Below are 13,658 nucleotides of genomic sequence, written 5' to 3'. Positions count from 1 at the left end.
ACTCCCTCGAGGCTCCTTGGATGTCCACCCTCCTCAGTTTCAGCGGAATTTTCTGCCGTTCTGAGGAGACGATTCGCATCGCGGAGAAAGACATCCAGCGGAAGACTTGGATAGCGGAAGACTTGCATAGGGCTCTGATGCCAATCGGCCCTACTGCTCCAGCAACAACTTTCCGTTGGCGTATTCGAAGCGCTTAAGCTTCGAGAGGAACGACAGGCCGAGCAGGTTTTCGGACAGCGCCTCGTCCGGCAGCACCAGCGCATCGACGTCGCGCACGGTGAGGCCGCCGATCTCGATCATGGCAAGGTGCGCCCGCGCCGCCTTGATGGTGCCATTGGCGGTGGTGACACGCGAAGTGTAATCGCCCGGCACCGGGCGCAGGCCGAAGCGCGCTGCCGAGGTCTCGTTCAGGGCCACCACGGAGGCGCCGGTGTCGACCATGAAGTTGATGCGCTGGCCGTCGATCCGACCGTCGGTCGCGAAGTGACCGCGCGGATCGGGCGCAATGCTGAGCGTGCGGGCGCTGGCCTGCGCCACCGCGACGGCGGGGGCCATGGTCTGCTTTGCGGTGGTCGCGGCGGCGGGCGACATCTTGCTGGCCATCTGGGCCATGAAAGTGCCCAGCCCGATCAGGATGGCCGCGAAAATCATCAGGTTACGCATGACACCATACTCGGAAAACCGAACACGCAATTTCACCACGCCAGCCGCCCCGCCGCGAGCGAGGGCGGCAGCGCGAGGCTGCCATTTTGGCGAAAAGGATGAGCGAAGAGTTAATGCGACCGCGCTGAGGCGGCCGAATGTCATCGGCCGCCTCCTCTAGAGGGAATTTGCCGGTCCCCAGATGGTCCCTAATGCATGATGAGATTAGGTTTGATCTGTAGCGGCGACGGAAGTTCACCTCTCCCTTGGGAGAGGTCGGCGCGTAGCGCCGGGTGAGGGGTTACGCTCTCTCGTTGGAGCCGCGGCCCCTCACCCGATTTGCTGCGCAAATCGACCTCTCCCCAATGGGGAGAGGTAAACCCAGTCTGCGGACCCTGTTCAACCCAGACTCATCTTGCTTTAGGCCGCCTTTCAGGCGACCTGCCTCTCAGGCCGTTTTCGCGACCGGGCTCGGCATCGCAACGCGCAGCGCGTAGTAGACCGCGCCTGCGATGGCGACGCCGAAGAACCAGCCATAGACCGCCCACCAGGCCGGCAGGATCGAGGTGAAGTTCGGCAGCACCGACGAGAACAGGGCGCCGATCGCGGCCGCGATCAGCGCGCTGACGTTCCAGCCGTTCTGGAAGCGATACTCGCCATCTTCCTGGTACAGCGCCGGCACGTTCACGCGACCTTTGGCGATCAAATAATAGTCGACCATCATGATCCCGAAGATTGGCCCCATGGTCGCGCCGATCAGCCCGACGAACGAGGCGGCGCTGCCCTCCCAGGGCGCGAACGGATAAAGCGCCAGCGCGATCAGCGCCGCGATGTAGCCGCCCTTCTTGAAGTCGATATGCCGTGGAAACACGTTCGAGAAGTCGAACGCCGGCGAGACGAAATTGGCCACCACATTGATACCGAGCGTTGCCACCGCGAAGGTGACCGCGGCGAGCAGCGCCAGGAACCAGCTGTCGAACTTCGCCGATATCTGGTCGGGATGCAGCAGCACCTCGTGATAGACGTTGAACGCTGCGATCGTGGTGACGCCGGCGACCAGCGAGAACAGGATCAGATTGACCGGCAGGCCCCAGATATTGCCCTTGCGCAGCGCCTTGGCGTCGGGCGCGTAACGCGAGAAGTCGCAGAAATTGAGATAGAGTGCCGCGAAATAGGTGATCCAGGTCGCGGCGACGGCGCACAGCGCCGGGAAGGTGCCGGGTTCGCCGGGCACGCCGGCATCCTTGGTCTTCTCCAGCAGCACATCCTGCGGGATCGGCGCGGTGAGCGAGATGCCGCCGGCCGCGATGCAGAGATAGATCGCGAGGATCAGCATCATCAACCACACCGCCGGCCCCGCCCAGTCCTGGAAGCGGCGCACCGTCTCCATGCCGCGCTGGATGATCAGGAGCTGCAGCGCCCAGATCACGACGAAGCAGATCACCTCGAGCCCGGAATGGCCGAGCATATGGCTGGACTGGTGGAACGCCTTGAAGCTGTCGATACGCGTCAGCAGCGCGACGATGGCGCCCGAGGCCGCCGCGGTCTGCGCGCCGTACCAGAAGCAAGCGACGATGGCGCGCACCAGCGCCGGAATGTTGGCGCCCCAGATTCCGAACGAGGCCCGCGCCAGCACCGGATAGGGCACGCCGGTCTTCACGCCGGCATTGCCGATCAGGCTCATCAGCACGAAGATCACCAGCGAACCGGCGCCGATCGCCAGGATGAAGTTGACGAAGCTGCCGCAGAGCAGGAACAGGCTGGCGGCGAGGTAATAGCCCCAGAGGCTGTGGACGTCCGAGGTCCAGACGTTGAAGATGCTGAAGGCGCCCCAGTTGCGTTCCTTGGCCGGCGCCAGGTCTTCGTTGTAGAGCGACGGCGATGCGTTCTTGATCTCCAGGTTCTTGAAGTCCATGGCGGCCTCCCCAAAGTGCGAGCCCGTGATCCCATCCCAGCATGCAAATCTAACCACCGTTTGCCGGCGCTCGCCAGCGCAACCGATCAGCATGATCGGGAAAAGTGGGGACCGGATTGCGCGCGCGACAACCGCTGCGCGTTTGCGCTGATATCAGGTGCCGCGCGGTTTCACGCGCCTGGTCGGCATCGCGCTGGCGGGATCTTCCGGCCAGGGATGGCGCGGATAGCGGCCGCGCAGGTCAGAACGCACCGCAGCGTAACTGCCGCGCCAAAAACCCGGCAGATCGCGCGTCACCTGCACCGGCCGCTGCGCCGGCGACAGCAGTTCCAGCACCAGCGGCACCGCGCCCTTGGCGATCGAGGGATGGGTGTTGAGCCCGAACAGCTCCTGCAGCCGCACCGCGATGGTCGGGCCCTGCTCGGCCTCGTAATCGATCGCAAGCTGCGTTCCGGTCGGCGCCTCGAAATGCGTCGGTGCCTCGCGATCGAGCCGCGCGCGCAGGTCCCACGGCAACAGCGCCGTCAGCGCGTCAGACAGGTCGCCGGCGGACAGATCCTTCAACGCGGTCTTGTCGTAGAGCGCGGGCACCAACCAGTCGTCGGCGCGCGCGGCGAGCGCCGTGTCCGACAGATCGGGCCAACTGTCGTCCTCGGCCTTGCGCAGGAACATGATTCGGTCGCGCCACTGTTTCGAATGCTTCGACCACGGCAGCCGGTCGAGACCCACAGCGATCAAGCCGTCGGCGAACACGCGCGCGGTCTCGGCCGACGGCTTGAGCGGCATCGGCGCTTCCGACAGCGTGATCGCGTGCAGTGAACGCCGGCGGCGCGCGCGCAGCGCCATCGCGCCGCGGTCGAACGCCACCTCTTCGACGTTTTCGATCTGGTCGCCGAAGCGCTGCTCGATCTCCTCCTGGGTGATCGGCGCCGCCAGCAGGATGCGGCCGCTCGCCGCCGTGCCGGTCAGTTCGGCAACCGTGATAGTGGGCAGCCGCGCCAGCGCCGCGGTCTGCTCCACGGCGGCGCCGCGGCCATTGGCCAGCACGAAGCTGCCATTGCCGCGGTTCTTGGCAACGCGATCCGGAAACGCGAAGGCCAGCATGACGCCGGTCGAGAGATCCTTCTGCTCGCTCACCGCCGCCTTCACCTGCGAGGCCCAGCGCGCGGCCATGCTCCGCGCGCTCGATGCCCGCTGCGAGCGGTCGCGGCGGAACTGGTCGAGCCTGTGGTCGAGATCGACGCTGTCGCCGCCGAGCCCGCGCTCGCTCAGCACGGCCGCAATCTCGGCCGCCTCCTCGCCCGCACCGAAGCGCGCGGAGTCCACGATCATGCGCGCCAGCCGCGGCGGCAGCGCCAGCGCGCGCAGGCTCTTGCCCTCCTCGGTGATGCGGCCGTCATCGTCGAGCGCACCGAGTTCGCCGAGCAGCGATCTCGCTTCCTTCAGCGCCGGCCCGGGCGGCGGATCGAGGAAGGCAAGACTTGCGGGATCGCTGATGCCCCATTGCGCGAGGTCGAGCACCAGCGAGGACAGATCGGCGGAGAGGATCTCGGGTGCGGTGTAGGCCGCGAGCGATGCGGTCTGCGGCTCGTCCCAGAGCCGGTAGCAGACACCGGGCTCGGTACGGCCGGCACGGCCGCGCCGCTGATCGACCGCGGCGCGCGAGGCCCGCACGGTCTCGAGCCGGGTCAAGGCAATGTCCGGCTCGTAGCGCGGCACCCGCGCCAGGCCGCAATCCACCACGATGCGCACGCCCTCGATGGTCAGCGAGGTCTCGGCGATCGAGGTCGCCAGCACCACCTTGCGGATCCCCTTCGGCGCCGGCGCGATGGCGCGATCCTGCACGGCGGCATCGAGCGCGCCGAACAGCGGCACGATCTCGACCGAGGCGTCGTGCACGCGCTCGGCGAGGAAGGTCTGGGTGCGGCGGATCTCGGCCGCACCCGGCAGGAAGGCCAGCACCGAGCCGGCATCGGCGCGCAGCGCGGTCGCGATCGTCTCGGCCATCTGCCGCTCCAGCGGCGCGTCGACCTTGCGGCCGACGTAACGTGTCTCGACCGGGAAGGCGCGGCCCTCGCTCGCGACAACAGGCGCGTCGCCGAGCAGCCTTGCGACGCGCGCGCCATCGAGCGTTGCCGACATCACGAGGATGCGCAGGTCCTCGCGCAGGCCGGTTTGCGCGTCGCGCGCCAGCGCCAGTCCGAGATCGGCGTCGAGCGAGCGTTCGTGGAATTCGTCGAACAGTACCGCGGCGACGCCGTTGAGCTCGGGATCGTCGAGGATCTGGCGCGAGAAGATGCCCTCAGTCACGACCTCGATCCGCGTCGCGCGCGACACCTTTGAGCCGAAGCGCACCCGATAGCCGACGGTCTCTCCGGGCCGCTCGCCGAGCGTCTTCGCCATCCGCTCGGCGCTGGCGCGCGCGGCGATGCGGCGCGGCTCCAGCACGATGATCTTCTTCCCCTTGGCCCACGGCGCATCGAGCAACGCCAGCGGCACGCGCGTGGTCTTGCCGGCGCCCGGCGGCGCGACCAGCACGGCGGCATTGCGGCGATCGAGCGTGCGGTCGAGTTCATCGAGCACGGCGTCGATCGGCAGCGGGCTATCGAAATGGTGCGGCAAGGAGTCTCATCGCGGCAGCGGCCCTCGGCCGACCTGCGTCCTGTGGTTAACAAAACACGGCTTCTTCTAGGATTTCAGGGCCTCTTAGACCATTCGCCCGGTCCAGGGAACCGGGGAAAGGTCCCCGGGTTCGGCGGCACATCCTTTGTATGGATAAAGGAGAAAGCAACCAATCGGGCCGATGATGAGCCCGATCACGCCGGAACGGGACAAGGATGACCACAAACGGCACACAGGCTGCGACAGATCGTTCCGCCGGGAACGCGGCCGCACGCGTCGATTGGGTCGACTATGCCAAGGGCATCTGCATCGTCATGGTCGTGATGATGCATTCGGTGCTGGGGGTCGAGAAGGCCGCCGAGCAGACCGGCTTCATGCATTATGTCGTGATGTTCGCGAAACCGTTCCGGATGCCGGACTTCTTCCTGATCTCGGGGCTGTTCCTGTCGGTCGTGATCGATCGCGATTGGCGCACCTATCTCGACCGCAAGGTGATGCACTTCGCCTATTTCTACGTGCTGTGGGTGACGATCCAGTTCGGCTTCAAGGCACCGTCGCTGGCCGCTGAGGCAGGCTGGGCCGCGGTCGGGCTGCAATATCTCGAGGCCTTCATCGAGCCGTTCGGCACGCTGTGGTTCATCTATCTGCTGCCGATCTTCTTCGTCGTCACCAAGCTCACGCGCAATGTCCACCCGCTCGCGATCTGGCTCGTCGCCGCGGCGCTGGAGAGCGCGCATGTCGTGACCCGCTGGACCGTGATCGACGAATTCTGCGCCCGCTTCGTCTACTTCTTCACCGGCTACGTGCTCGCTGCTTACGTGTTCGCGCTGTCGGACCGCGCGCGGGCGCGGCCCGCATTTGCGCTGCTCGGGCTTGGGCTCTGGGCGCTCGTCAATGGCAGCCTGGTCGCGCTCGACATCAGTGAGTGGCCGGTCGTCTCGCTGGCACTCGGTCTGGCCGGCGCCTGCGCGATCATCGTGACCGGCACGCTGCTGGCGCGCGCGCACTGGCTCGGCTTCCTGCGCTTCTGCGGCGAGCACTCGATCGTGATCTACCTCGCCTTCTTCCTGCCGATGGCCGCGACGCGCACCCTTCTGCTGCGGTCCGATGTCATCCACGACATCGGCCTGGTCGCGCTGATCGTCACCGCGGTCGGCGTCGCCGGCGCGCTCCTGATCTGGCGGCTGGCGCTGGCGGCCCGCGCCAATTTCCTGTTCGAGCGGCCCGACGCGTTCTGGATCGCCCCGAAAAGGGCAGCGCCCACGCTGCAGGCGGCCGAATAGGCCGCGGGTAGTGCCGGAAGTCATGGGCCGGATTCGTTCCAGCAGCGGCGAATCCAGCCATTCCAATTTTCCGTATGTTGAAATGACTGGCTTTTTGGTCCCGAATGTTTCGTCGCCGGGGCCGCGACGAAACAATTCTCCCGGTCACGAAACCATTTTCCGCCTTTCGCGCAGACATCCGGAAACGGGCGCTAACTAACAATTCTCCCAACGAACCGCCGCCCAACGGCGAACTGGGAGCCTGTCATGCCGAACGTCATCGCCATCAACTCTGCAGCCAAGAAGCACATCGACGCTGCACGCGCGACCTCGGATGAAAAGCTGCTCGCGCATATCGCCAAGAATGACCGCACCTCGATGCACACGCTCTATGCCCGTCACAACGTCCGGGTTTACCGCTTCGTGCTCCGCATGGTGCGCGACACCACAATGGCCGAGGACCTGGTGAGCCAGGTGTTCCTGGACGTCTGGCGCACCGCGGCCCAGTTCGAGGGCCGCTCGCAGGTCTCGACCTGGCTGCTGTCGATCGCCCGCTTCAAGGCGCTGACCGCGCTGCGTCAGCGCAGGCATGAGGACATCGACCAGGACGACGTGCTGGAGATCGCCGACGGCGCCGACACGCCGGAAACCTCGCTCGATCGCGCCACCACCAGCGAGATCCTGCGCGCCTGCGTGGCCAAGCTGTCGCCAGCCCACCGCGAGATCATCAATCTGGTCTACTACCATGAGAAGTCGGTCGAGGAGGCCGGCCAGATCATCGGTATCCCGCAGAGCACGGTGAAGACCCGCATGTTCTATGCCCGCAAGCAGCTGGCCGACCTCCTGAGGGGCGCCGGCGTGGACAGCGTTGCGGCCTAAAATAAAGCAAATTCAGGTATTTAGAAGGAGATCGAGCAACCGGGGCAATTGTCCACGAAGCCAAAAAAGGTCGGCGACGAAACAATTGAAACAATCGACGACATCACCCGGAAAAACGCGATCTCTATACCAATATCCAACGACGCAACCCCAACCCCAATTCACTGACCCAGGTTTCGATACCTCCCTAGTTCTAACCTCCCAAGTAACCTCCAACGACCCGGCCGGGATGCCCCCCAGCCGGGTCGCTCTGTTTTTGGCGCGCGGTCGTGAAGCCGAACACGGCTCGTCTCACACGGACGTGACGGCGCTTGGGACCGCTCCGCCGTAACGGCCACGCCGTCCTGGCGAAGAACATCAGGCGTACCCGGCACGGCCCTCTGGCGCGCCGGGACTTCTGATGGACGGACGACGATGCTCAGCCTTGCCCTTGCCCTGCTTGCCGGTGTCGCCACCGTCGCCGCCCCTTGCACCCTGCCGATGCTGCCGATCCTGCTCGGGGTATCGATAGGCCAGACCGGCAAGGCGCGGCCCGCGATGATCGCGCTCGGCTTCGTGATGTCATTCTCTGCGGTGGCATTGCTGCTGAGTGCGATCACGCGTGCCTTCGATTTCGATCCGAACCTGCTGCGGACCGGCGCGGCCATCCTGCTCGCAGGCTTCGGCCTGTTGATGATCTGGCCGGCGCCGTTCGAATGGCTGTCGACCCGGCTGACCGGCGCCACCGGCAGCCTCAGTCAGGCCGGGCCGTCGCCGAGCCTGTTCGGCGGCTTCGTGCTCGGCTCTACGCTCGGCCTGGTATGGACGCCGTGCGCCGGTCCCGTGCTCGGCTCGATCCTGACCATCGTCGCGACCTCGAAGGACACGGCGTGGGCGAGCCTGCAGCTCGTGACCTATGCGATCGGCGCCGCGATCCCGATGCTTGCCATTGCCTATGGCGGGCAGGCCGTCACCACCCGCGTGCGCAGCATGGCGCGGATCGCGCCGCGCCTGCAGCAAGGCTTCGGCGTCGTGATCATCGCCTTCGCCGCGCTGTCCTACCTGCAATACGACACGCTGATCGTGGCGTGGCTGACCCAGTTCTATCCCAACGGCCAGATCGGCCTGTGAGCTCATAAGGAGAGATCGATGTCCCTGCGCTTGATTGCTGTATCCGCTCTGGTGGCGGCCCTTGGCCTCGGCGGCGCCGTCATCCCCGGCCTCTGCACCGAGTCGAACGCGCCGGCCGTGCCCGTTCCAATGGCCACCGCGATGACCCCCGCGCAGAGCCAGGCCGCGCCCGAATTCGCCGGGATCAGCAACTGGTTCAATTCGCAGCCGCTCAAACTTGCCGACCTGCGCGGCAAGGTCGTGCTGGTGGATTTCTGGACCTATGGCTGCATCAACTGCGTCAACACGCTGCCGCACGTCACCCAACTTTATTCAAAGTACCGGGATCGCGGCCTCGTCGTGATCGGGGTCCACACGCCGGAATTCCCGTTCGAGCATTCGGCCTCCAACGTGCAGGCGGCGCTGAAGCGGCACGGCATCCTCTATCCGGTGGCGCAGGACAACAATTCGCAGACCTGGAACGCCTACGGCAACCAGTACTGGCCGGCGCAATACATCATCGACCAGAACGGCAAGATCGTGTTCCAGCACGCCGGCGAGGGCCAGTACGACGAGATCGACCGCACCGTCGCCCGGCTGCTCAACGCCGATAGCTGATTGGACAATTTGTCAGCTAATTGGACAATCCGCCGTCATTCCCGGCATGATAGGCTCACCGCCGGGAATGCGCGATTCCCGAACGTGATCGCGCCCGACATGAATGACGGACGGTGCGTGATGTTCGAAGGCTGGGATGCGGTCGTACTCGCCCGCGCGCAATTCGCTTTCACGATGTCGTTCCACATCGTGTTTCCCGCATTCTCGATCGGGCTTGCGAGCTATCTCGCGGTGCTCGAAGCGCTGTGGCTGGCCACCGGGCGCGAGGTCTACATCAACCTGTTCAATTACTGGCTGAAGATCTTCGCGGTCGCGTTCGGCATGGGCGTGGTCTCGGGCATCGTGATGTCCTACCAGTTCGGCACTAACTGGTCGTCCTTTGCCGACAAGACCGGGCCGGTGATCGGCCCGATGATGGCCTATGAGGTCTTGACCGCATTCTTCCTCGAGGCGGGCTTTCTCGGCGTGATGCTGTTCGGGCTCGAACGCGTCGGCCCCAGGCTGCATTTCGTGGCGACGTTGATGGTCGCGATCGGCACGCTGATCTCCGCGTTCTGGATTCTGTCGGCCAATTCCTGGATGCAGACGCCGGCCGGTCATGCCGTCAATGCCGACGGCCAGTTCGTCGCCGCCGACTGGCTGAAGGTGATCTTCAATCCGTCCTTTCCCTATCGCCTCGTGCACATGGTGCTGGCGGCGTACCTCACCACCTCGCTGGTGGTCGGCGGGGTCGGCGCCTGGCACCTGTTGCGCGACCAGCATCTGGCGGGTCCGCGCGTGATGTTCTCGATGGCGATGTGGATGGCGACGCTGGTGGCGCCGATCCAGATCCTCGCCGGCGACCAGCACGGCCTCAACACGCTGGAGCACCAGCCGGCCAAGGTGATGGCGATGGAAGGCCACTACCAGAGCCACAAGGACGGCGCGCCGTTGATCCTGTTCGGTTGGCCGGACCAGGCCGATGCGAAAGTTAAATATGCGATCGAGGTGCCGAAGCTGTCGTCGCTGATCCTGAAGCATTCGCTCGACGCGCCGCTCGCCGGCCTCGACACCGTGCCGCGTGAAAACTGGCCGCCGGTGCCGATCACCTTCTGGTCGTTCCGCATCATGGTCGGCCTGGGCTTCCTGATCATGGGGCTCGGCCTGTTCAGCCTCCTGATGCGCTGGCGCGGCATGATGTACCAGTCACCGCTGCTGCATCGCTTCGCGGTCCTGATGGGCCCGGCCGGCTTCGTCGCGGTGCTCGCCGGCTGGATCACCACGGAGACCGGGCGGCAACCGTTCACCGTCTACGGCCTGCTGCGCACCACCGATTCGGCATCGCCGCTGGCAGCGCCGGCGGTGGGCTCCTCGCTGATCGCCTTCATCATCGTCTATTTCGCCGTGTTCACCGCGGGCGTGATCTATATCCTGCGGCTGATGGCGCAGCCGCCGCATCCCGGCGAGCAAGGCCCGACAAAGGACCTTCCCGCCCGTGCGGCCGGCATCACGCCGGCGGCAGGTGCAGCCGTGGAGGGCGTGCGATGAGCATCCCCATCGACCTCGCCACGATCTGGGCCTTCATCATCGCCTTCGCCGTGTTCGTCTACGTCGTGATGGACGGCTTCGATCTCGGCCTCGGCATCCTGTTTCCGCTGTTTCCGCAAAAGACCGATCGCGACGTCATCATGAACACGGTGGCGCCGGTGTGGGACGGCAACGAGACCTGGCTGGTGCTCGGCGGCGGCGGCATGATGGCGGCGTTTCCGCTGGCCTATGCGGTGCTGATGCCGGCGCTCTACACGCCAATGATCGCGATGCTGCTCGGCCTCGTGTTCCGCGGCGTCGCCTTCGAATTCCGCTGGCGGACCCAGAAGGCGCGCAACAAATGGGACCTCGCCTTCGCCGGCGGCTCGCTGGTCGCGACGCTGGCGCAGGGCATCGCGCTCGGCGCCATCCTGCAGGGCATCCATGTCGACGGGCGCCACTACGCCGGCGGCTGGTGGGACTGGCTGACGCCGTTCAGCGTCCTGACCGGCATTGCGCTGGTGATCGGCTATGCGCTGCTGGGGGCGACCTGGCTGGTGATGAAGACCGAAGGCGAGCTGCGCGAGCGCGCCTATCATCTGAGCTGGACGTTGTTGGTCGCGATGCTCTGCGCGATCGGCGCCGTCAGCATCGCAACCCCGTTCCTGAGCGTGCAGTACACCCAGCGCTGGTTCGCCTGGCCCAACATCATCCTCACCGCGCCGGTGCCGATCGCGGTCGCCGCCGTCACCGCGCTGTTGCTGCGCGCGCTCGGCAACAAGAACGACCACCAGCCGTTCTTCCTGACGCTGGCGCTGTTCGCACTGTCCTATGCCGGGCTCGGCATCAGCATGTACCCGTACATCGTGCCGCAGAGCATCACGATCTGGCAGGCGGCGTCGCCCGCGAACAGCCAGATCTTCATGCTGTTCGGGGTCTCGATCCTGGTGCCGCTGATCCTCGGCTACACCGCCTGGGCCTATTGGGTGTTCCGCGGCAAGGTGCGCCCCGGCCACGGATACCACTGATGCCACCAGAGCGTTTTCCAGCGAGGTGGATTCCGGTTCGCGTCAAGAAAACGCGTCAAAAAGAGAATCGAGAGCCTCGTTCCGATTCCATCGGAACGGAAATGGCTCTCGTGCCGAATCAGCGGCCGCTGGGCCAGCGCCTGCTGTGGTTCGCAGCGCTCTGGCTCGGCGGCGTCGGCACCGTGACCCTGGTCTCTTTCGCGTTGCGACTCTGGATTGCGCCGAAATAAGGCCGCCAGTCTGGCGCGCTCCAGCCCCCCATGACAGAAAACAGAGGCATTACAGAGATATACCTGTAGCGTCGCCCTAAACTTGCCATCAAGCTGCCGCTGAGATTTGATGCCACCCGCGAATTGGGTGGAGCAAGCAATTTGGCCGCGCGCCACAAGGAGAGCTTTGCATGACGAAACTTCGTCACCTGGTCTGGATGTTGATCGCCACGAGCGCGCTCGTGCTGTCGACGTCGCAAGGCTTCGCCCAAAACCGCCCGGACGCCGACGAGCCGGGCCTGGTCGCCGACGACAGCTACGAGCTCGATCCGGAATGGCAGAAGCAGGTCGTGTACTACCGGACCAACGAGGCGCCGGGCACCATCATCGTCTCCACCGCCGAACGCCATCTCTACCTCGTGCAGGGTAACGGCCGCGCACTCCGCTACGGCATCGGCGTCGGCCGCGACGGCTTCACGTGGCAGGGGCTGGTGACCATCACCCGCAAGGCCGAGTGGCCGGATTGGACCCCGCCGCCGGAAATGATCGCCCGCCAGCCCTATCTGCCGCGCTTCATGGCGGGCGGCCCGGGCAATCCGCTCGGCGCGCGCGCGATGTATCTCGGCACCACGGTGTACCGCATCCACGGCACCAACCGGCCCGACACCATCGGCACCGCGATCTCGTCCGGCTGCTTCCGCCTGGTCAATGCCGACGTCGCCGATCTCTACAATCGCGTTCCGGTCGGCACCAAGGTGATCATTCGGCAGAAGCCCGAACTGTAATCTCGACCCACCCGCCTTCGATATCCGACCTGTTTTTCCCCGATCATTCGCGAGAGAGAACCCATGCGTACATTTCGAGGCGGCCTGACGATCGGGCTCGCGGTCGCCACGCTGGTTGCGGCCGCCGCCATCACCTATGAGCGCTACGACACCCGCACGCTGAAGCGCACCGTCCGCCGCGGCGACGTGCTGTGCGGCGTCAACAAGGGCCTGCCGGGATTCTCGATCCCGGACGACAAGGGCAACTGGACCGGCTTCGACGTCGACTTCTGCCGCGCGGTGGCCTCGGCGATCTTCGACGATCCGTCGAAGGCGAAGTTCGTTCCGCTCGACGCCAGCGAACGCTTCAAGGAGCTGCAGAACCGCAAGGTCGACATCCTCTCGCGCAATTCCACCTGGAGCATGTCGCGCGAGACCAATTACGACCTCTATTTCCCGGCGGTCGCCTATTATGACGGCCAGGGCTTCATGCTGCCGCGCTCGCGCAATATCGATTCCGCGCTCGACCTGAACGGCAGCAAGGTCTGCGTGCAGGCCAACACCACGACGCAGCTCAACCTCGCCGACTATTTCCGTGCCAACAACATGAAGTACACGGAGATGAAGTTCGACAAGCTGGACGATGTCGTGAAGGCCTATGACACCGGTCAGTGCGATACGCTGACGTCGGACGCCTCGCAGCTCTATGCGCTGCGGCTCAACCTCTCCAAGCCGAACGACCACACCATCCTGGCCGACATCATCTCCAAGGAGCCGCTGGCGCCGGTGGTCCGGCTGCGCGACGACGACTGGATGATGATCGTGAAGTGGACGCTCTACGCCATGATCAACGCCGAAGAACTCGGCATCACCTCGAAGAATATCGACGAGGCGCTGAAGTCGAAGAAGCCGGAGGTGATGCGGCTGGTCGGCACCGAGGGCTCCTATGGCGAGGATCTCGGCCTGACCAAGGACTGGGCGGTGCGCATCATCAAGCACGTCGGCAATTACGGCGAGGTCTACGACCGCAACGTCGGCGCCGATTCCAGGCTGAAGATTCCGCGCGGCATGAACCAGCTCTGGAACGCCGGCGGCGTCCAATACGCGCCGCCGATTCGCTAGAC

12 protein-coding genes are annotated in these 13,658 nt (G+C 65.3%); 9 read left to right on the top strand and 3 right to left on the bottom strand.

The window, feature by feature from the left end; translation table 11 throughout:
• Positions 1-150: 150 nt before the first annotated feature.
• The 3 genes from ACVWW1_RS33615 to hrpB form a co-directional block, all read right to left on the bottom strand.
• Positions 151-651 carry a TIGR02281 family clan AA aspartic protease gene (locus ACVWW1_RS33615; RefSeq protein ID WP_207840464.1) on the bottom strand — a complete coding sequence of 167 codons (501 nt, stop codon included), beginning with the start codon at positions 649-651 and terminating at the stop codon, positions 151-153.
• Positions 652-1,090: 439 nt separating this feature from the next.
• Positions 1,091-2,557 (bottom strand): NCS1 family nucleobase:cation symporter-1, encoded by a 1,467-nt coding sequence (locus ACVWW1_RS33610; RefSeq protein ID WP_456658852.1) that lies wholly within the window; start codon positions 2,555-2,557, stop codon positions 1,091-1,093.
• Between the two features lie 153 nt (positions 2,558-2,710).
• Complete coding sequence (gene hrpB, locus ACVWW1_RS33605; RefSeq protein ID WP_456658851.1) at positions 2,711-5,179, bottom strand: ATP-dependent helicase HrpB; 2,469 nt, start codon at positions 5,177-5,179, stop codon at positions 2,711-2,713.
• A 215-nt stretch (positions 5,180-5,394) separates the two neighbouring features.
• On the opposite strand from hrpB, the gene ACVWW1_RS33600 reads away from it, so the two are divergent.
• From ACVWW1_RS33600 to ACVWW1_RS33560, 9 genes are all read left to right on the top strand, one after another.
• On the top strand, positions 5,395-6,462 hold the full coding sequence (locus ACVWW1_RS33600) for an acyltransferase family protein (RefSeq protein WP_456658850.1): 1,068 nt from the start codon (positions 5,395-5,397) through the stop codon (positions 6,460-6,462).
• A 246-nt stretch (positions 6,463-6,708) separates the two neighbouring features.
• Positions 6,709-7,320, top strand: coding sequence for a sigma-70 family RNA polymerase sigma factor (locus tag ACVWW1_RS33595; RefSeq protein ID WP_456658849.1), 612 nt, complete (start codon positions 6,709-6,711; stop codon positions 7,318-7,320).
• A gap of 414 nt (positions 7,321-7,734) precedes the next feature.
• Positions 7,735-8,430, top strand: a complete 696-nt coding sequence (locus tag ACVWW1_RS33590; protein WP_176534114.1) for a cytochrome c biogenesis CcdA family protein — start codon at positions 7,735-7,737, stop codon at positions 8,428-8,430.
• 18 nt (positions 8,431-8,448) lie between these two features.
• Positions 8,449-9,027: a redoxin domain-containing protein gene (locus tag ACVWW1_RS33585; protein ID WP_456658848.1), complete on the top strand. Its 579-nt coding sequence runs from the start codon at positions 8,449-8,451 to the stop codon at positions 9,025-9,027.
• A gap of 120 nt (positions 9,028-9,147) precedes the next feature.
• Positions 9,148-10,554, top strand: coding sequence for a cytochrome ubiquinol oxidase subunit I (locus ACVWW1_RS33580; protein ID WP_456658847.1), 1,407 nt, complete (start codon positions 9,148-9,150; stop codon positions 10,552-10,554).
• Positions 10,551-11,561, top strand: a complete 1,011-nt coding sequence (gene cydB, locus ACVWW1_RS33575) for a cytochrome d ubiquinol oxidase subunit II (RefSeq protein WP_456658846.1) — start codon at positions 10,551-10,553, stop codon at positions 11,559-11,561. Before ACVWW1_RS33580 ends, cydB begins: the two co-directional genes overlap by 4 nt.
• Positions 11,562-11,662: 101 nt before the next feature.
• On the top strand, positions 11,663-11,791 hold the full coding sequence (locus ACVWW1_RS33570) for a DUF2474 domain-containing protein (protein ID WP_092122578.1): 129 nt from the start codon (positions 11,663-11,665) through the stop codon (positions 11,789-11,791).
• A 170-nt stretch (positions 11,792-11,961) separates the two neighbouring features.
• A complete protein-coding gene (locus tag ACVWW1_RS33565; RefSeq protein ID WP_456658845.1) occupies positions 11,962-12,555 on the top strand; it encodes a L,D-transpeptidase in 594 nt (197 codons plus the stop codon).
• A gap of 63 nt (positions 12,556-12,618) precedes the next feature.
• Entirely contained in the window at positions 12,619-13,656 is a 1,038-nt protein-coding gene (locus ACVWW1_RS33560; protein WP_456658844.1) for an amino acid ABC transporter substrate-binding protein, read from the top strand.
• The last annotated feature ends 2 nt before the right edge of the window (positions 13,657-13,658 follow it).

It is taken from the genome of Bradyrhizobium sp. JR3.5, from assembly GCF_054057015.1.
This window is presented reverse-complemented; position numbering and strand designations above follow the sequence as displayed.